Consider the following 17,791-nt stretch of genomic DNA (forward strand, 5'->3'; position numbering starts at 1 on the left):
TTTTACTCACCGAAGCGGTGCTATACCGTGAGGTAGTGATGAGAGCCTAGTTACCACTGAGTGAGAAGAATAAGCCATGGACGAGCATCTGCAGACAGCGAGCAACCCCCAACAATCCCGGCGCCGCCAATTCGCCCTGTTTGCCCGGAATTTCTTCAAGCACCCCAAGATGCTGGGCTCGATCATCCCCAGCTCACCCTTTCTGGTCCGGCGCATGCTGAGCCACGTCGACTGGGAACGTACCCGGGTGCTGGTCGAATACGGCCCGGGCATCGGCACCTTCACCAAGGAGATCCTGCGGCAGATGCATCCCGATGCGGTGTTGCTGGTGCTCGAGACCAACAAGGATTTCGTCGACTACATCAACAGCGCCTACTCGGATCCACGAATGCAGGTCGTGCATGGCTCCGCGGCCGACATCCAGCAGGTGCTGAGCGAGCGAGGGCTCGGGGCGGTCGATTACGTGATCGCCGGCATTCCCTTCAGCACGCTGCCCCACGATGCACGGCAAAGCATCCTCGATGCGACGCGCCAGGTCATCTCGCCGGATGGCACCTTCCTGCTCTACCAGTTCTCGCCCAACCTCCTGCCCTCGCTGCGCAAGACCTTCACCAAGGTGACGCGGGAATTCGAGCCAATGAACTTCCTGCCCGCGCACTTCTATCGCTGCAACCCGTAGCGCGCGAGCGCACAGGACTATTGGGCGGCGGACGAGGCCGCACTGACCCGCCACAGCGTGTTACCCACGTCGTCGGCAACCAGCAGCCCGCCCCGGTCGTCGACGGCCACGCCGACCGGACGGCCCAACGCCTCGCCCTCGGCGCTGACGAAACCGCTCAGCACGTCCAGCGGCTCGCCGGCCGGCTGGCCGTGGGCGAACGGCACGAAAATCACCTTGTAGCCGCTACGCGGCTTGCGATTCCACGAGCCGTGCTGGCCGACGAACATGCCCTCGGCGAAGCGGCCGGGTAGACGATTGCCGGCCGCCGAAGCAAGCCCCAGCGACGCCGTATGCGGACCCAGCGCGTAATCGGGAACGATGGCCCGCTCGACCAGCTCGGGTCGCTGCGGTTCGACGCGCTCATCGACGTGCTGGCCGTAATAGCTATAGGGCCAGCCATAGAAGCCGCCCTCCTGGAGCGCGGTCATGTAATCCGGCACCAGGTCGCTACCCAATTCGTCGCGCTCGTTGACCGCCACCCACAACTCGCCGCTGCGCGCCTGCCAGGCCATACCCACCGGATTGCGCAGGCCCGTGGCGAAGAGGCGATGTTCGCCGGTAGCCGTATCGATCTGCCAGACCGCCGCACGGCCTTGCTCGTTGTGCATGCCCTTCTCGCCGACGTTGCTGTTCGAGCCCACGCCGACGTACAGGTGGCGGCCGTCCGGGCCGGCGATCAGGCTCTTGGTCCAATGGTAGTTGATCGGTCCCGCGGGCAGTTCGACGAGCGTCTCGCCCGGTGCATCGATACGGGTCTGCCCCGGGCTATAGGGAAAGCGCAGCACGGCATCGGTATTGGCGACGTAGAAGTGATCGCCTACCAGCGCCATGCCGAAGGGCGAATTCAGGCCCTCGAGGAAGGTCGAACGCGAATCCGCCACGCCGTCGTCGTCGCTATCGCGCAACAGCGTGATGCGATTGGCGCTCTTGCCGCCCGAGCCCGCCTGCTTCATCACCCACTGGGTGATCCAGGCGACGAGGCCACCGGACTCCTTGGGTGGACTATCGGTTTCGGCGACCAGCACGTCGCCATTGGGCAGCACGTAGATCCAGCGTGGATGATCCAGCCCCTCGGCGAACGCCGTCACCTCGGTCCCCGCCGCAGCCCGCGGCGTGACACCCCGCGGCCAGCCCTTGGCCGGGGCGATATTGACCGTGGGGATCAGCGATTCGTCGGGTGCCGGCAGCGCCGGGTCAGGCCCCGTGCCGGCCGAGACCGGCAATTGGGCGACATCGCCACAGGCGACCAACGTCAACGCCAGGCATCCGCCAGCGAGCAGTCTAAACCAGTACATAGCGGCATCCTCGTACGCTATTCATCGAACCGAAACCCCGGCCATGCGGCAAACTAGCCGGTACGCCATGCTCGCCAGCCCGACATGGCCGAGGCAACGTGAGACCTGGCCTCTGCGCTGAAACCCGGTATGATCGGAGTGCACCATTATTTTTCATGCGGAGCGGACACCACGAGCAATCATTCTTACCAAGCCAGCACCGGAGGTTCTCATGAAGGTATACAGACCTGAATGGCAGTGCACGTTTAACGTAAACGAAGGCGCGGAAGAATCGGCCAACCTAAAAGAGCGCGTCGCCTGGTTCATTCGCGCGCTTGCCGACAAGCTGGACGGTGGCGGTAGAACGCTCAAGATCGATTGCACCATCTCCCCGCAGGTGAGCCGACAGGATATCGACAGCTGCCTGGGCAAGGGCTTCGAAGTCGCCCAGGGGTTGCTCACCCAACTCGCACATCAGGCCGCCTGCGAAGACGTCATGCGTCATGCCAAGGCGGACCTGTTCGAGGAAGGTTGTCAGCGCCAGCGGTAGATCGCCGCGCCAGCGGCATATCGGTCTTGAGCGCACGTAGCGCAGGCATCGCACCCCACTCGGCCCTGGCCGGATGGGGTGTTTTTCTGACGGCCCGCCAGCGGGGCGCCACCACGATCGGCTACTGATCGCGCCTTCGCCGCGTTACCATCGCCGATTCATGTCCAGCCCAAGCGATTGCCATGCCGATTATCAACAGCATCGTTCACCGTATCGACAAGTCCTCGAGCGATCAGCCCGCTACGCTCGCGGCTGCCGATGAAGCCCTGTCCGCGTCGCCGGCACTGGACGAGATGCTGGCGAGTCTGAAAGACAGCTACCATGCCAAGACCAAGGCCTGGGGGTATTTCGCCGATGCCGCCACGGCGCACACGCTCGGTGCCGCGCTCGCCCGCCACCTGGAAGGCGACACGGCGGACGAACAGACGTTCGTCGCCTTTACCCGACAGGCGGCGGAGAGCCTCAAGACGCTGGTCGACGATCACCTACCCGTGGGCGGCCATCTGCTGTTCGCCCATACCCGCCAGGGCGACGCCGAACATTTGACCCTGGCCCTGCTGCACCATCGCGAGGGCTACGCTATCGACGCCTCGCTCGGCGTCGTCCCGGTGCGCCAGCTCAACCTCGGTCAGTTGACCCTGGCGGCGCGGGTCGATCTCACCCAGATGCAGGCCGGCACCTCGCGCCAGTACGTGTCGTACAACAAGGATCGCGGCGGCAAGAAGCTCGCCGAGGGTTTTCGCGACTGGCTGGGCTGCGAAGAGGGCGTGGACGCCAGCAGCGAGACGCGCACCCTGCTCAAGGCCTTCAGCGATTACGTCGAGAGCGAGGACCTGCCCGAGGCGCAGAGCCGCGAGAAGACCGACGCGCTGATCGACTACGCCAACGGCCAGGCCCGCAGCGGCGAGCCGATCACCCTAGACCAGCTCTCGGAGCTGGTCGACGAGCAGCAGCCCAAGGCCTTCTACGACTACATCCGCAATCAGGACTACGGTCTGTCGCCGGAGATCCCGCCGGACAAGCGCACCCTGCAGCAGTTCCGGCGCTTCACCGGCCGCGCCAGCGGCGTCTCGATCAGCTTCGACTCCCACCTGCTGGGCGACAGCATCGAATACGACGCCCAGCAGGACCGGCTGATCATCAAGAAGGTGCCCGGCCAGTTGCGGGACCAGATCAAGCAGCGCCGCGAATGAATTCCACCCTCGCCGTCATGCAGCCCAAAAGCCTGGCTTCGGGTCGTCGGTTTCCTTGGATCATCGTCCACGGCCACATGGCGCCTTTGCATTGGCGGTGCGAATTCAAGATCCTGCTCATGGAGTCGTTAATACTATTGACTGAGCAAGCGCCAACGCCCGTGCCCTTGCTCGGTTGCACCTCGGCCCAAACGGGCGATAGACAGACCGGACCGGCTTTCGCAAAGTCGGCGCGAAGGCGGAGAAGAACAAGAGATGGATAGCGCCATTCTGGATAGAGCCACTCTGGATAGAGCCCCTATGTCGATTGAACTGCCCAACGACACCGCCATGTCGCCCTCGGCGCTCGGCGACGCCGCGAACGGCGCTTCCGCCGCCGAAACGGCCCTCGCCGGCCGGCTGGCACGCGCCAAGGCCAATCTCGACCGGCTGGAGCGCGACGTCGCCTCGAAGGATCACAGCGCACTGGCGGCGGCGCGGGTCGAATTCGCCCTGGCCTCGCGAGCGCTGGCCGACGAACTCGTCGCCCGCGGGCTACACGCAACGCCCCACGGCGCCTGAAGCGAGACACCGCTCGGCGTGACGCCGGCAATCCCCGAATGCGCCTAGCCTCCCCGGCTAGTCTCCCAGATAGCGCGCCTCGACGATGCCCGTCAGTTCGTCGGCGGGGATGCGAAGCTCCGGTTGCCCCGCGGCATAGGGCGCGATCTCGTAGACGTTGTAGTGGATGACCCAGGCTTCCTCGAGCGGGGCGACGTTCAGCGTGTCGCTCAACGGCCAGTCGTCGGCGAAGGATTCGTCGGCGCCCGTTTGCTGCAGCCAGCGCCGGTGGGCCCGACTCAGTGCCTCGCGAAACGCCGCCTCGCGGCCGTCCATGAGCATGTCCTCGGCGTTCACGACGCGCCCCAGGCGTTCGTCGATGACCATGAACGAGGTCAACGGCAGGCCGTGGGCCTGGCCGGTCTGATAGACATAACTATCGAGTTCGACGATCAGCAGGTCGTCGTGCCGCGCGTAGACGCTCGCCTCGAGCCGCGCCTGGCTGGCGGCGTTCAGTTCGGGCACCAGCCGGCGGCTGGCCTCGGCCTGAGCCATGAAGGCCTGGGCAAAACCCTCCCAGGATTCGGCCGGACGCTGCTCGCCATTGTCGATGCCCAACGCCATGGTGAGCAGATGGCGACGCAGCCGGTCGCTCAACGCCGGCGATGCGGGAAAGCGTAACGCGCTGATCGTCACCGTGGCGCAGCGCGCCGGCAGACAGTCCGACTCGGTGAAGCTCGCCTCGACCGGCTCGTAAGCGATGCCCCTGTCGCCATTACCTGCGGTACCCGGGGCCTGGCATCCGTACAGGGCCAGTCCCACGCCCAGCAGGACCGCGTGTCGCAAGCTCGTGGTCATGAAGCACTCTCCCTTCTTTCACCGATTTTTCTGCCCTGGCCCGCCCTCACGCGCCGTTCTTTCACCGTCACGGGCCGGCCTACGCATCCTCGTAAAGGCATGGCGTGATAACCGATTCAAGGGCAGCGCAGCCATGATGGCACGATCGTCTCATTCAGGCCGCCAATGTCGCCGATCTAGCAATAAGTTGCCGGCACCGGCAAAGCTGGTTACTATCCCAACGCCAACCGGCCCCTCATCGCATCGATGGACGCAAGACTCGCTAGCCGAGCACAATGAGGCAAAACCATGGGAAGCCAATCCCGCCCGTTTCTCCGCTGCTGCCTGGCAGCCCTGATCCTGACCGGCTCGGTCGGAATCGCCCAGGCCAGCGACGCCGCCGGCAAGACCCAACGAGGCATCGCCTCCTACTACAGCGACAGCCTGCAGGGCGCCAGTACCGCCAGCGGCGATACGTTCGACCAGCAGGCGCTGACGGCGGCGCACCCGGACCTGCCCTTCGGCACCAAGGTCCTGGTTTCGCGAGCCGATACCGGCCAGACCGTCGAAGTACTGATCAACGACCGCGGCCCCTTCGTCGAGGGCCGAATCATCGATCTCTCCAAGCGAGCCGCCAAGAAACTCGGCATGCTCAAGCGCGGTACGGCGCCGGTATTGATCACCCAGATAAACTGACGCCGCGATAGTTCGGTAGTCCTAGCGCGACCAGCGGAGCGCCGCACAGGCCCTGGCCTGCAGCCGCTCCAGTGCTCGTGGCCGATGAAAGCTTTCGTGGCTACGAAACACAGCGCCCGGCACCAGAAATGGTGCCGGGCGTCGTGGTTTTCGCCGATCGCGTGTCACTACGCCGGGTTCAGCCCTGCGCCTCGAGCTTGTCCTGCGTTTTCAGCTCGAAATCGCTGGCGTCGTGACGCTCATGGAGCTGGGTCTCCGGCTCGCCGAAGGTGCGGTTGACCATGCGTCCACGCTGAACCGCCGGGCGGGCGTCGATCTCCTCGGCCCAGCGCAGCACGTTCGTGTACTCCTGCACCTGCAGGAACTCCGCCGCATCGTAGAGCCGCCCCAGCACCAACTGGCCGTACCATGCCCAGTTGGCGATATCGGCGATGGTGTATTCGTCACCGGCCAGATAGCGACTCTCGGCCAGCCGACGGTCGAGCACGTCGAGCTGGCGCTTGGCCTCCATGGCGTAGCGGTCGATGGGGTACTCGAGCTTCTCCGGTGCATAGGCATAGAAGTGGCCGAAGCCGCCGCCCAGGAACGGCGCGCTGCCCATCTGCCAGAACAGCCAGTTGAGGGTCTCGGTGCGCGCGGCATGCGCCTTGGGCAGGAAGGCGTCGAACTTCTCGGCGAGATACAGCAGAATCGAACCGGACTCGAACACCCGGGTCGGCTCCGGCGTGCTGTGATCCATCAGCGCCGGGATCTTGGAATTGGGATTGACGGCCACGAAGCCGCTGCCGAACTGATCGCCGTCGCCGATCTGGATCGGCCAGGCATCGTACTCGGCGCCTTCATGGCCGAGCGCCAGCAACTCCTCGAACATCACCCCGGCCTTGACCCCGTTGGGCGTGGCCAGCGAATAGAGCTGGAACGGGTGCTTGCCGACCGGCAGCTCCTTGTCGTGGGTCGCCCCGGCGATCGGCCGGTTGACGCTGGCGAACTTGCCGCCGTTTTCCTTTTCCCAGGTCCAGATCTTCGGCGGGGTATACGCGTTTTCCTGATTCATGGAAACTCCTTGCTGATGACGTCCCGGCAGGCCGACCCAGGCGATTGCCCGAGGCCGGCGACCGGCCTGCCCACCAAGATAGCCTAGTAATTATTAACATTCGACCATAAGCGACCGACTCAATCGCTGTAGACCCCCGCCGCGCCGGACTGGGCGAAGGCCCAGCACTCATGGATGTCCGCGGCCAGCGTGCGCCCCTCGGACAGCGGCGGCAGATCGTCGAGGGCGAAGAAGTCGGCGGCGTCGGTCTCGTTGTTGGCGACGAACTCCCCGCCCCGGTGATCGCACAGGTAGAACAGCTTGTAGATATGATCCGGCGACACCGGCGTGTAGGGATGCAGGCTACGGTCCTTGAGCATGGCGAGGCGTGGGTTGTCGGCGCGATGCCCCGACTCCTCGACGATCTCGCGCAGCACGCAGGACGACGGCCCCTCGTTGACGTCCGCCCAGCCGCCCGGCAATGCCCAGCGGCCATCCTTGATCTCGCGTACCAGCAGCACCCGGCCGTGCTCGAACACCGCACCGCGCACGTCCACCTTGGGCGTGGCGTAACCGGCATCGGGAATGATGAAGTTCTCGACCCGCTCGACGGGCACCTCGGCGAGCACGGCAAACATCCGGTTGGTCAGCGTCTCGAGCTGCCGGTAGCGCTCGAGTTCATACTTGTTGGTGGTGTAGGTCTGGCCCGTCTGAGCGATCGAGCGTAGCTGTTTAGCGAAGGTGATCCAGTCGTGTGACATGTCGTGCATCCCGCAATGAAAACGTGATATCCATGAACTTCGATCGGCGCCGCTCCTATGCCTGCTTCAGCCGTGAGCTGGAACACGTCGGGAGGCACTTAAAGATTGCGGTTCATGCAACGCATTCTCAAGCCTGGAGCCGTCGCGCCCACCGAAAAGGCCAGAAACCCACGCTATTTGAGTGTCGTGACGAGAACCATGCGCATGTCCTATCCGCCAAATCCACCGCTGCGTGTCGGTTTCATCCTATTGCCGCTGTTTACCATGAACGCCTTTGCCGGTTTCATCGACTCATTGCGACTCGCCGCCGACACGGGAGGGCGCAGCCGCCAGATCCACTGCAGTTGGCAGATCATGGGGCCGGGGCCGGTCACTTCTAGCTGTGGCCTCGAAGCGCACCCGCAGTCTCCGTACCGTGAGCCGGCGCTCTTCACCCACATTGCGATATGCGGCGGCAATAACTATCTCGACCCGCATGAGGACAAGGCCCTCAGCCATTATCTCCGGGACGCGTCCAGGCAGGGCGTCAAACTGGTCGGCGTATGCACCGGCACCTTCGCCATCGCCCGGGCGGGACTGCTCGGTGGACAGCGTGTCTGCGTACACTGGAACGTGATCAACGATTTCCGTCAGCAATTCCCGCAAATCGACGCCACCCCCGACAGGCTGTTCCTGCAATCGGCCCGCGTCATCACCTGTGCCGGTTCGTCGGGCGCCACCGACATGGCGCTGCACCTGATCCGGCGGGAATGCGGGCCCGACAAGGCTCAGCAGGCCATTCGTCACATGATGCTGAACGGCATGCGTACCTCCAACTCCCCACAAACTCACTTCTTCGAGGCCATCAGCGAGATTCGCGACGAACGCGTGCGAGTCGCCGTGCTGACCATGGAACAATCGCTCAATACGCGAATGGACAGCCAAGAACTGGCCGAGCGCATCAACTTGAGCCCACGCCAGCTGGATCGCCTGTTTCAGCGTGAGATGGGTACCACGCCCATGCGCTACTTCAAGACCATGCGGCTGCGCTATGCCGAATGGCTGCTGCACCACACCGACAGTTCGATCGCCGAGATCGCCGCCGATTGCGGCTTTTCCGACGCCGCCCACCTTGCGCGTGATTTCTCGACGCATTACGGCCATAGCCCCAGACAAGCTCGCCGGATCAGCCTGCCCCGCGACGAGTCGGTCGTCCTCTCCTGAGCCAGCGGGTGCTTTTCGAGCGCCTAGCGTCCTGAATATTCAACTTCGCGTCTTGAACGTTCTATATCGCGTGCCGGGACCGCCTTACGCTAGGGCCACGTGACCGATCACGTTTGTGACCCTACTCCCTCAACAACAATCCTGGAGCGTCACCATGAAGCACCTCCTGCCCATGCGATTATTCACTGCGGTAACCCTGGGTATCGGCTTCGTCGTCCCCGCCGCAGCCGCCGAACTCAGCCTCAAGGCCGCCACTATCGGTAGCCAGCAAGGGATCCAGATGTCGGGGCTCACCGCACTCTCGGAACATGTGGCCGAAGCCACCGGGGGCAACGTGGAGATCGACCTGTTCCACTCCGGCTCTCTAGGCGATCAGATCAGCAATATCGAGTCCCTGGATACCCGGACGCTGGATATCGCCACCATCGAAACCCCGATCACCACGATCGACGAGGACATGGGCTTGCTGTCGCTGCCCTACCTGTTTCGCGACCGCGAACATGTCGCGAACGTGCTGAATGGAGAGCTCGGCGACACGCTCAAGAGCCGCCTCAACGAGCAGGGCTACCGCGTCATCGGCTTCTACGAGGGCGGCTTTCGTCATATCACCAACAACAGTCATGCCATCGAAACGCCCGATGACCTGAGCGGCTTGCGCATCCGCACCCCGGGGAGCCGCCAGCGCGTCGAGATGTTCAACGCCTATGGTGCCAACGCTTCGCCCCTGCCCTACCCGGAGCTTTACTCCGCCCTGCAAACCGGTGTCTTCGACGGCCAGGAAAATCCCCTGGTCGAGGTCGAAGCCAGTCGCTTCTACGAGGTCCAGGACTATCTCTCGCTCTCGGGGCATGTCTACACCGTCGGCTTTCTGCTGATGAACGAGGAACGCTTCCAGGATCTTCCCGAATCGGCGCGGAAGGCGCTGCTGGAAGGCGGAGCCAAGGCTTTCGACGCGACCGTCGCCTTCGGCGAAAGTGCCGACCAGCGTGTCATCGAGCTGGTCGAGAAAAACGGCATGCAGGTCAACGAGGTCGACACCGACGCGTTCATCGAAGCCTCCAAGCCGCTCTGGGACTCATTCACCGAAGACATGTCGGACGATGCCCGCGAGTTGGTCGAGCGCATCGCCAGCCATCCCTGATCGACGCCGTCCCTCTTCTGGCGGGCCCGCCCGGCCCGCCATCCCATCGGGAGCCTCACAATGCTTGATCGTCTTTTCGAAGCGGTCGCGGCACTTCTGTTGTCTGCCATCACCCTGTTGGCCCTGGCCGCCGTGGTCGCACGCTACGTACTGAATGCCTCGCTGTCGTGGAGCGCCGAAGTGCTGGTGGGCCTGCTGGTCTACGTCACCTTCTTCTGCGGCTACCTTGCCCTGCGCCAGGGCGCTCATCTGCGCATCGATGTAATCGCCGCCCTCCTGCCAAGCCGCGGTCAATGGTGGTTGTTCTTCGTCAACCAGGCGCTGATCGGCGTGGTGTGCATGGTCATGCTGATCTGGGGAATCGAGCAGACACTGACCTTCGCGAACCGTAGCACGCTGATGCTGGGCGCTCCCCAGTGGCTGTTCTACTGCGCCGTGCCGATAGCCGGGGCCGGCATGCTGCTCGAGCTCATTCGTCAATGCATCGCCGCCGTCAGGGCCAAGGTGCCTCCCTATGACGCCGTTCACCAGGCCGCGCTGGAGGAGTCCTCGCCATGATCCTGCTGTTCATCCTGCTGGCCCTGCTGATGCTGATCGGCCTGGCGATGCCCATCGCCTTCGCCCTTACACTCGTGTCGATCTGCGTACTGGCCTACTCGGGCATCGACATGCTGATGCTGGTTCAGCGCATGTATCGCGGTACCGAATCCTTCCCGCTGCTGGCGGTACCGCTGTTCATCCTGGCCGGCCAGATCATGAACCACAGCGGCATCTCGGCACGCTTGATCGATCTGGCCCGCGCCATGGTCGGCGCCATTCGCGGCGGACTGGCCGCGGTCAACATCCTGACTTCGATGTTCTTCGCCGGCATGAGCGGCACCTCGATGTCGGATACCGCCGCCGTCGGCGGGGTGATGATCCCGCAGATGGTCAAGCGCGGCTATTCGGCGCCTTTCACTGCGGCCGTCACCGCCTCGTCGTCGACCATCGGCATCATCATCCCGCCCAGCGTGCCCATGGTGCTGCTGAGCGCCTACATGGGCCTGTCGACGGGGGCGTTGTTCGCCGCCGGGTTGATCGCGGGTATCCTCACCGCTGTCGGCTTGATGCTGATGGCCTGGTGGATATCGGTGAAACGCCAGTATCCGGTGGAATCGGCCTTTTCGCTCGCGGCGCTCGGCAAGACCTTCATCCGCGCCCTGCCGGCCCTGATGATGCCGTTCATCATTCTCGGCGGCATCCTGGGAGGCATCTTCACGCCCACCGAGGCCTCGGCCATCGCCGTGGCCTACGGCATCCTCGCCGGCTCACTGCTGTACCGGTCGTTGTCGCTGCGTGCCATCTACCGGGCGCTGGTGGAGAGCGCCGTGCTGACCGGCGCGGTCATGTTCGTCACCGCCGCTGCGCATACCCTTGGCTATACCTTCACCTACCAAGGGCTTGGCGAACTCGTCCTGGGGCCTGTTGCCGCGCTCGATCTGGGACCGATCGGCTTCCTGTTGATGCTCAGCCTGGTGCTGATCATCGCCGGCACCTTCCTCGACGGCATCGCCATGATGTTCATCGTCGTGCCGCTGTTCCTGCCCAGCGTGCAACTGCTGGGCATCGAACCGCTGCAGTTCGCCATGGTGGTGATCCTGTGCTGGGGCATCGGCCAGCAGACGCCCCCGGTGGGTGCGGCGCTGTTCATAACCAGCGTGATCGCCAAGGTGGACGTGATCCGCATCACCTACGCCAATCTGCCCTTCATCGCCGTGATGCTGTTCGTGCTGCTCGCCGTCATCGTCTGGCCCGAGGGCCTGGTCATGAGTGTGCCCCGCTTGTTCGGTCTTTAGCGGCCAGCCATTCGAAGCACGTATGAAAACTCGCTCACAACCGCAGTAGCCCACACAGGAAACGCTTCATGAACAACCAACAGTTCCTCGATGTCATCTACACCCACACCGAAGGCGAGCCCACCTGCATCATCCATGGCGGCATCCCCTACCCTTTCGGGGGCGACATACTGGACAAGCGCCGCTATCTGCAGCAACACCACGACCACGTGCGCACGAGCCTGATGCGCGAGCCGCGCGGCCATCAGCACATGTTCGGGGTGTTTCTCACGCCCCCTTCCGACGCCGAGCACGATGCCGGCATGCTGTGGATCGACGGCGAGCAGTTCGTCGACATGTGCGGCCACGGCACCATCGCCCTTTCCATGGCCATGGTCGCCCACCGGCTGGCCCCACCACCACGGGAGGACGGCATCAGCCGCATCCGCTTCGAGACCACCGCCGGCACCGTGGTTTCGGAAGTCAAAGCCGATTCCGACAAGGTGCACTGGACCCGCTTCGAGAACGTGCCCGCGTTCGTCATGGAGCAGGATATTCCGGTCGAGGTGCCCGGCCTCGGCACGCTCAAGGCCGACCTGGTATTCGGCGGCAACTTCTTCGCGATCATCCGCGTGCCTTCGGACAAGCAGCCCATCTGCGCCGAGAACGGCAGCTTCTTCTCCCATGCCGGCGAAGCCGTGAAGGCAGCGCTCAACAAGCGCATGGAGATTAGTCACCCGACCCGCCCGCACATCCACGGCCTTAACTTCGTCACCTTCTGGCACGAAGGTTCTCAGCCCGACTCGCTCTACCGCAACGTGCACGTGTTCTCCGGCGGCAAGCTCGACCGCTCCCCCGGCGGCACCGGCACCAGCGCGATGATGGCCATGTTCCATGCCCGCGACGAACTGGAGGTCGGTCGGCCCATCTATTCCGAAGGCCTGCTCGGTAGCGGTCGCTTTACCGGCGAGATCCTTGGCGAAACGGAAATCGGCGGCTACCGGGCGATTCGTCCCAGCGTGCAAGGCACCGCCGAGCTGGTCGGTTACGCCAAGTGGCTGATCGACGAGCGGGATCCGGTGGGACGCGGGTTCGTGATTCGCTGACCCGCTCCTGCACCGAGGCCACCACCTCCGGCAATCGGGGGTGGTGTCGATGCCTGCAGGTACGTCGCGTCCTGCTCCCCGCCAGTCAGCATCGGCTCCTTCCGACAAATGAGCTATCACGATGGCTGCAGATCGGCCTGCATATCCGTATTCTGAAGCCTATTCACTGGATGACAGGGACACAGGCGATGACGGAACGCACGATCGATTGCTGGCTCACCGACATGGATGGCGTACTGATCCGCGAGGACCACGCCCTGCCCGGCGCGGCCGAGCTGATCGAGCAGTGGCGCACGGCGGGCACGCCGTTTCTGGTGCTCACCAACAATTCCATCTACACGCCGCGCGATCTGAGCGCCCGCCTGGCGCGCGTCGGCCTCGATGTGCCCGAGGACCGCCTGTGGACCTCGGCGCTGGCCACCGCTGCCTTCCTGCGTGACCAGGCCCCCGGCGGCTCGGCGTTCGTGATCGGCGAAGCGGGGCTGACCACGGCGATTCACGAGGCCGGCTTCGTGATGACCGATGTCGCCCCCGACTTCGTGGTGCTCGGCGAGACCCGCACTTATTCCTTCGAGGCGATCACCCGGGCGATCCGGCTAATCAACGATGGCGCGCGCTTCATCGCCACCAATCCCGACGTCACCGGGCCCAGCCCCGAAGGGCCGCTGCCCGCCACCGGCTCGGTGGCGGCGCTGATCACCGCCGCCACCAAGCGCGAGCCCTACTACGTCGGCAAGCCCAATCCGATGATGTTCCGCTCGGCGATGAACAAGCTGGGCACGCATTCGGAGCGCACCGGGATGATCGGCGACCGCATGGATACCGACGTGATCGCCGGCATCGAGGCCGGCCTGCACACGGTGCTGGTGCTGAGCGGCATTTCCACAAAGGCGGATATCCAGAACTACCCCTTCCGTCCGCGGGAAATCCTCGACTCGGTGGCGGACCTGCTGGCCTAGTTCAAGACGCCACGCTCTTCAGGCGAGATAGCGGCGAAACCAGTCGATCGTCCGCGACCAGGCGAGCTCGGCCGCCCGTTCGTCGTAGCGCGGCGTCGAGTCGTTGTGGAAGCCGTGGTTGGCCCCTGCGTAGATATACGCCTCGTAGACCTTGTCGTGCGCCTTCAGGGCGGCCTCGTAGGCGGGCCAGCCTTCGTTGATCCGGGTATCCAGCTCGGCGTAGTGGATGAGTAGCGGCGCCTGGATGCGCGCCACGTCCTCGGCGGCGGGCTGGCGGCCATAGAACGGCACCGCCGCGCCGAGTTCGGGGTAGGCCACCGCGGCGGCATTGGCGACGCCGCCGCCATAGCAGAACCCGGTGATGCCGACCTTGCCGGTGGTCGCCTCGTACGCCATCAGGAACTCGACCGCGGCGAAGAAATCGTTCATCAGCTTCTCGGGATCGACCTGCTGCTGCAGCGCACGGCCCTCGTCGTCGTTGCCCGGGTAGCCGCCGACGGGGCTCAGGCCATCGGGCGCCAAAGCGACGAATCCCGCCTTGGCGACACGCCGTGCGACGTCCTCGATGTAGGGATTGAGCCCGCGATTCTCGTGCACCACCACCACCCCGGGCACCGGTCCTTCCACCCGCGTCGGACGAACCAGATAGCCGCGCACCTCGCCATGGCCGTTCGGCGACGGGTAGACGATGTATTCCGGCAGGATATCGGGGTCGGTGAACGCCACCTGCTCGGCCAGTGCATAATTGGGACTCAACGCAGCCAGCATGGACACCGCGGCCACGCTACCCACGAATTGGCCGGCGCGGTCGAGAAAGTCACGCCGGCTGATCCGCCCATGGACGTAGTAGTCGTAGAGTTCGAGCAGTTTGGGAGGAAAGTCCTTCGCGGTAAGACGGCTCATCGGCTCATCTCCGATCGCGCCCGGGCGATGCGCGCCAGGCCCTGACATCAATTTGGCACAGCTGTCTCGCCTTCGCCCAGCGGCTCGCCAGTCGTCTCGCCTCCCTTGCGCTGCAAGCGCTATGCTCGCTGAAGGCGCGCTTACCTGCCGGCCCCCGGCTGTAAACGATCGCACGCGACAAAATATTTCATGACGCATGTCACAACCGGCTCCTCAGGTTCGTCTTGTCTATGTAATCCCCATGTATATAGACACGGAGCCAAACGATGAAACCGAGAATGAACGCCTTTAGCGCCGCCCCCGAGGCCATGAAGGCCATGCTGGCCTTCGAGAACGCCGTCAAAAAGGCCGGCCTGGAGCCCAGGCTCTGCGAACTGATCAAGATTCGCGCATCGCAGATCAACGGCTGTGCATTCTGTCTGCACATGCACAGCCGCGACGCACGCGCCGCCGAGGAGAGCGAGGAGCGCCTCTACCTGCTTTCGGCATGGCGGGAGTCGCCGCTCTACAGCGACCGCGAGCGTGCCGCGCTGGCCTGGACCGAGACGTTGACGCTAGTGGCCGAAACCCATGCGCCTGACGACGTCTATGAGTACGTCCGCCGTCACTTCAGCGAGGAAGAAATGGTCGATCTCACGCTATTGATCGGTGTCATCAATGTCTGGAACCGGCTCGCCGTCGGTTTTCGCAGCGTTCACCCCGTGGCGGCTACGCCCACGCGAGCGGTTGCTTCGTGATCGATGCGCCAGAGCCCGGGGCGCCGGGGCTTTCAAACGATTTCGAGAGTCACCGCGCGCACCTGACCCGGCTTGCCTACCGCATGCTCGGCTCGATCGCCGAGGCCGAGGATGCGGTCCAGGACGGCTACCTGCGCTGGCACGGCCTGGAACGGGCCGACATCGACAATCCCCGCGCCTTTCTGTGCCGAGTGGTGACCCGTCTTTGCCTCGACCGACTCAGGCAGTCCCGCACCCAGCGGGAACGCTATGTCGGCGTCTGGTTGCCCGAACCGCTGGTCGAGGAGTGGTCGGTGAACGCACAGCCGGCCGCACTGACCGAGCAGGAGGTCTCGACCGCGTTGATGATGGCCCTCGAGCGCCTGTCGCCGCTGGAGCGCGCCGCCTTCATTCTCCACGATGTCTTCGACATGGCATTCGACGAAGTCGCCACGACCCTGGGTCGCACTGAAGCGTCCTGCAGACAGTTGGCCAGCCGGGCGCGGAACCGGGTCGTTGCCGCCAAACCCCGCTTCACCGTCGATCACCAGGAGGGCACGCGCCTGACCGAGGCCTTCTTCGTCGCGGCCCGCAGTGGCGACGCCACCGGCTTGCAAAGTCTGCTGGCCGCTACCGCAACGTTTCATTCCGACGGCGGTGGGCGCCGCCGGGCGGCGCTGCGCACGATCCGGGGCGCCGACAAGATCGGCCGCTTCTATGCCGGCCTGGCCCGCAAGGGAGCGACCGTCGAGCCGCTGTGGACCCGCCAGGTCAGAATCGACGGCCTGCCCGGCCTGATTTCGGTCGAACACGACGGCACCTTGCAGACCACGGCCTTCCAGCTCGAGGCCGGACGTATCCAGGCAATCTTCATGGTCCGCAATCCCGACAAGCTCCGGCATCTACTGGCGCTGCTGCCTGAGTCGGTCGCTCGTCAGGTCATCCACTGACCCCGCCTCAGTCACCGGTACTCGATGCCGACGACGCCTGTGCGGCCGTCGTATCGATCCGCTCGCCCTCGCTACGGCCGATGATCGCCGTGCCGACCAGATCGCCGGTGACGTTGAGCGCCGTGCAGCCCATGCCGACCAGCGCATCGATGGCGGTCAGCAGCGCCACCGCCTCGATCGGCAATCCGACCTGAGAAAACACCGTGGCGATCATCACGATACCCGCGCCGGGCACGCCGGCGGTACCCACCGAGATCAGGGTGCCCACAGCGACGATCTGCAGCATGCTCGTCCAGTCCAGCGGCATGCCCGCCACGTTGGCGGCGAACACCGCCGAGATGGCGATGCGGATCGCCGCGCCATCCATGTTCAGCGTCGCGCCCAGCGGCAGACTGAAGCCGTAGAGGTTGCGCGGCAGTCCCAGGCGTTGCGCGGCATCGAGTGTCAGCGGCAGCGTGCCCGAGCTGCTCTGGGTGGCGAAGGCGGTGGCCATGGGCGTGCGCGCCTCACGAAAGAAAGCCGCCAGCGGCACGCCGAAGGCCCGCATCAAGCCGACATACACCAGCAGCTGCACCCCCAGGGCCACGTAGAGCACCACGACCATATCGCCGAGTGACAACAGGGTATCGACGCCCTGATTGGCCACGGTACCGGCGACGATGGCGAACACCCCGATCGGCACGTAGTGCAGGATGCCGCCCATCACCTTGAGGGTCACCGCATTGAGCGCCGCGAGCACGCCATAGAGGCGCTCGCCCAGTTCGCCCTGCGACGCGGACCGGCGCAGCCGCGCCAGGGCGAGGCCGAACACCAGCGCGGTGAAGAGGATGCCCAGCAGATCCTGCCCGGCGAAGGCGGCGACGATGTTGTCCGGCACGATACCCAGCACCACCTTGAGGATGCCGGGATTGTCGGGCACCGACACCGAGGCCTCGCTATCCAGCGTCATGCCCTCTCCCGGCGACAGGAGCGTGGCGACCAGCAGTCCCACGACGATGGCCAGCGCCGATGTCGCCAGGTAATAGAGGAACACCTTGCGGCCGAGCCGCCCGAGGCTGCCGGCCTGGCCCTGGTTGACGCCCACCATCAGGGTGAACAGCACGATGGGCAGGATGATGAACTTCAACAGCCGCATCAGCAGATCGCCGAGCGGCGACAGCAGCTCGGCGACCCCCGGCCCGCCGATCAGGCCGACCACCACCCCGAGTACCAGGGCAACGGTCACCCGCAGGATCAGCGAGCTGTCGCGATAGCCGCGCCACAGGGGCGTCACAAAGGATGTCATTTCAGGCCTCCGCCTATGCAAAACGCTACGAACCCGCCGGCGGGGGCCGGGTTCGCAGCGGGTTCGAAATAGCCGCCGTCATAGCGGTTGAAGTGTGTATGGCGACAGA

Annotated in this window: 19 protein-coding genes; 13 read left to right on the forward strand and 6 right to left on the reverse strand. The window is 64.6% G+C overall.

Annotated features, from left to right (window positions below):
* Positions 1-76 precede the first annotated feature (76 nt).
* On the forward strand, positions 77-679 hold the full coding sequence (locus R6258_RS09590) for a methyltransferase (RefSeq protein WP_318449567.1): 603 nt from the start codon (positions 77-79) through the stop codon (positions 677-679).
* 17 nt (positions 680-696) lie between these two features.
* Here R6258_RS09590 and R6258_RS09595 read toward each other — a convergent pair whose 3' ends face one another.
* Positions 697-2,016 (reverse strand): sorbosone dehydrogenase family protein, encoded by a 1,320-nt coding sequence (locus R6258_RS09595; RefSeq protein WP_318449568.1) that lies wholly within the window; start codon positions 2,014-2,016, stop codon positions 697-699.
* Between the two features lie 211 nt (positions 2,017-2,227).
* Here R6258_RS09595 and R6258_RS09600 point away from each other — a divergent pair, with 211 nt between their 5' ends.
* The 3 genes from R6258_RS09600 to R6258_RS09610 all read left to right on the forward strand — a co-directional run bounded on the left by R6258_RS09600 (position 2,228) and on the right by R6258_RS09610 (position 4,299).
* Positions 2,228-2,545, forward strand: a complete 318-nt coding sequence (locus R6258_RS09600; protein WP_318449570.1) for a hypothetical protein — start codon at positions 2,228-2,230, stop codon at positions 2,543-2,545.
* Between the two features lie 182 nt (positions 2,546-2,727).
* Positions 2,728-3,738 (forward strand): nucleoid-associated protein YejK, encoded by a 1,011-nt coding sequence (gene yejK / locus R6258_RS09605; protein WP_318449572.1) that lies wholly within the window; start codon positions 2,728-2,730, stop codon positions 3,736-3,738.
* Positions 3,739-4,038: 300 nt separating this feature from the next.
* A complete protein-coding gene (locus R6258_RS09610; RefSeq protein ID WP_318449574.1) occupies positions 4,039-4,299 on the forward strand; it encodes a hypothetical protein in 261 nt (86 codons plus the stop codon).
* A gap of 57 nt (positions 4,300-4,356) precedes the next feature.
* Here R6258_RS09610 and R6258_RS09615 read toward each other — a convergent pair whose 3' ends face one another.
* Positions 4,357-5,136 carry an RsiV family protein gene (locus R6258_RS09615; RefSeq protein WP_318449576.1) on the reverse strand — a complete coding sequence of 260 codons (780 nt, stop codon included), beginning with the start codon at positions 5,134-5,136 and terminating at the stop codon, positions 4,357-4,359.
* Between the two features lie 288 nt (positions 5,137-5,424).
* On the opposite strand from R6258_RS09615, the gene R6258_RS09620 reads away from it, so the two are divergent.
* Positions 5,425-5,811: a septal ring lytic transglycosylase RlpA family protein gene (locus R6258_RS09620; RefSeq protein WP_318449578.1), complete on the forward strand. Its 387-nt coding sequence runs from the start codon at positions 5,425-5,427 to the stop codon at positions 5,809-5,811.
* A 178-nt stretch (positions 5,812-5,989) separates the two neighbouring features.
* Here the strand turns inward: R6258_RS09620 and yghU are convergent, their stop codons facing one another.
* Entirely contained in the window at positions 5,990-6,865 is an 876-nt protein-coding gene (gene yghU, locus R6258_RS09625) for a glutathione-dependent disulfide-bond oxidoreductase (protein ID WP_318449580.1), read from the reverse strand.
* Between the two features lie 119 nt (positions 6,866-6,984).
* A complete protein-coding gene (locus R6258_RS09630) occupies positions 6,985-7,605 on the reverse strand; it encodes an NUDIX hydrolase (RefSeq protein WP_318449583.1) in 621 nt (206 codons plus the stop codon).
* 204 nt (positions 7,606-7,809) lie between these two features.
* Between R6258_RS09630 and R6258_RS09635 the strand changes: the two genes are divergently transcribed.
* The 6 genes from R6258_RS09635 to R6258_RS09660 all read left to right on the forward strand — a co-directional run bounded on the left by R6258_RS09635 (position 7,810) and on the right by R6258_RS09660 (position 13,828).
* Positions 7,810-8,808, forward strand: coding sequence for a GlxA family transcriptional regulator (locus R6258_RS09635; protein WP_318449586.1), 999 nt, complete (start codon positions 7,810-7,812; stop codon positions 8,806-8,808).
* Between the two features lie 154 nt (positions 8,809-8,962).
* A complete protein-coding gene (locus tag R6258_RS09640; protein ID WP_318449587.1) occupies positions 8,963-9,949 on the forward strand; it encodes a TRAP transporter substrate-binding protein in 987 nt (328 codons plus the stop codon).
* 60 nt (positions 9,950-10,009) lie between these two features.
* Positions 10,010-10,507 carry a TRAP transporter small permease gene (locus tag R6258_RS09645; RefSeq protein WP_318449589.1) on the forward strand — a complete coding sequence of 166 codons (498 nt, stop codon included), beginning with the start codon at positions 10,010-10,012 and terminating at the stop codon, positions 10,505-10,507.
* Positions 10,504-11,784 (forward strand): TRAP transporter large permease, encoded by a 1,281-nt coding sequence (locus R6258_RS09650; RefSeq protein WP_318449591.1) that lies wholly within the window; start codon positions 10,504-10,506, stop codon positions 11,782-11,784. Before R6258_RS09645 ends, R6258_RS09650 begins: the two co-directional genes overlap by 4 nt.
* A 68-nt stretch (positions 11,785-11,852) precedes the next feature.
* Positions 11,853-12,869, forward strand: a complete 1,017-nt coding sequence (locus R6258_RS09655) for a proline racemase family protein (RefSeq protein WP_318449593.1) — start codon at positions 11,853-11,855, stop codon at positions 12,867-12,869.
* 188 nt (positions 12,870-13,057) lie between these two features.
* Positions 13,058-13,828, forward strand: a complete 771-nt coding sequence (locus R6258_RS09660) for an HAD-IIA family hydrolase (protein ID WP_318449596.1) — start codon at positions 13,058-13,060, stop codon at positions 13,826-13,828.
* 18 nt (positions 13,829-13,846) lie between these two features.
* Here R6258_RS09660 and yghX read toward each other — a convergent pair whose 3' ends face one another.
* Entirely contained in the window at positions 13,847-14,731 is an 885-nt protein-coding gene (gene yghX / locus R6258_RS09665) for a YghX family hydrolase (protein ID WP_318449598.1), read from the reverse strand.
* A gap of 266 nt (positions 14,732-14,997) precedes the next feature.
* Here yghX and R6258_RS09670 point away from each other — a divergent pair, with 266 nt between their 5' ends.
* Both R6258_RS09670 and R6258_RS09675 read left to right on the forward strand, forming a co-directional pair.
* Complete coding sequence (locus R6258_RS09670; protein ID WP_318449601.1) at positions 14,998-15,468, forward strand: carboxymuconolactone decarboxylase family protein; 471 nt, start codon at positions 14,998-15,000, stop codon at positions 15,466-15,468.
* The gene (locus R6258_RS09675) at positions 15,465-16,397 is read left to right on the forward strand and encodes a sigma-70 family RNA polymerase sigma factor (protein ID WP_318449603.1); all 933 of its coding nucleotides are present in this window, start codon (positions 15,465-15,467) and stop codon (positions 16,395-16,397) included. The genes R6258_RS09670 and R6258_RS09675 overlap by 4 nt, the downstream gene beginning before the upstream one ends.
* 7 nt (positions 16,398-16,404) lie before the next feature.
* Here the strand turns inward: R6258_RS09675 and R6258_RS09680 are convergent, their stop codons facing one another.
* A complete protein-coding gene (locus R6258_RS09680) occupies positions 16,405-17,682 on the reverse strand; it encodes a dicarboxylate/amino acid:cation symporter (RefSeq protein WP_318449605.1) in 1,278 nt (425 codons plus the stop codon).
* Positions 17,683-17,791: the final 109 nt, after the last annotated feature.

The organism is Halomonas sp. HP20-15, assembly GCF_033446685.1.
Classification (GTDB): Bacteria; Pseudomonadota; Gammaproteobacteria; order Pseudomonadales; family Halomonadaceae; genus Modicisalibacter.

Coding starts and splice junctions, on each gene's coding strand:
- R6258_RS09590 (WP_318449567.1), top strand. CDS start 77: ATGGACGAGCATCTGCAGACAGCGAGCAACCCCCAACAATCCCGGCGC.
- R6258_RS09595 (WP_318449568.1), bottom strand. CDS start 2,016: ATGTACTGGTTTAGACTGCTCGCTGGCGGATGCCTGGCGTTGACGTTG.
- R6258_RS09600 (WP_318449570.1), top strand. CDS start 2,228: ATGAAGGTATACAGACCTGAATGGCAGTGCACGTTTAACGTAAACGAA.
- yejK (WP_318449572.1), top strand. CDS start 2,728: ATGCCGATTATCAACAGCATCGTTCACCGTATCGACAAGTCCTCGAGC.
- R6258_RS09610 (WP_318449574.1), top strand. CDS start 4,039: ATGTCGATTGAACTGCCCAACGACACCGCCATGTCGCCCTCGGCGCTC.
- R6258_RS09615 (WP_318449576.1), bottom strand. CDS start 5,136: ATGACCACGAGCTTGCGACACGCGGTCCTGCTGGGCGTGGGACTGGCC.
- R6258_RS09620 (WP_318449578.1), top strand. CDS start 5,425: ATGGGAAGCCAATCCCGCCCGTTTCTCCGCTGCTGCCTGGCAGCCCTG.
- yghU (WP_318449580.1), bottom strand. CDS start 6,865: ATGAATCAGGAAAACGCGTATACCCCGCCGAAGATCTGGACCTGGGAA.
- R6258_RS09630 (WP_318449583.1), bottom strand. CDS start 7,605: ATGTCACACGACTGGATCACCTTCGCTAAACAGCTACGCTCGATCGCT.
- R6258_RS09635 (WP_318449586.1), top strand. CDS start 7,810: ATGTCCTATCCGCCAAATCCACCGCTGCGTGTCGGTTTCATCCTATTG.
- R6258_RS09640 (WP_318449587.1), top strand. CDS start 8,963: ATGAAGCACCTCCTGCCCATGCGATTATTCACTGCGGTAACCCTGGGT.
- R6258_RS09645 (WP_318449589.1), top strand. CDS start 10,010: ATGCTTGATCGTCTTTTCGAAGCGGTCGCGGCACTTCTGTTGTCTGCC.
- R6258_RS09650 (WP_318449591.1), top strand. CDS start 10,504: ATGATCCTGCTGTTCATCCTGCTGGCCCTGCTGATGCTGATCGGCCTG.
- R6258_RS09655 (WP_318449593.1), top strand. CDS start 11,853: ATGAACAACCAACAGTTCCTCGATGTCATCTACACCCACACCGAAGGC.
- R6258_RS09660 (WP_318449596.1), top strand. CDS start 13,058: ATGACGGAACGCACGATCGATTGCTGGCTCACCGACATGGATGGCGTA.
- yghX (WP_318449598.1), bottom strand. CDS start 14,731: ATGAGCCGTCTTACCGCGAAGGACTTTCCTCCCAAACTGCTCGAACTC.
- R6258_RS09670 (WP_318449601.1), top strand. CDS start 14,998: ATGAAACCGAGAATGAACGCCTTTAGCGCCGCCCCCGAGGCCATGAAG.
- R6258_RS09680 (WP_318449605.1), bottom strand. CDS start 17,682: ATGACATCCTTTGTGACGCCCCTGTGGCGCGGCTATCGCGACAGCTCG.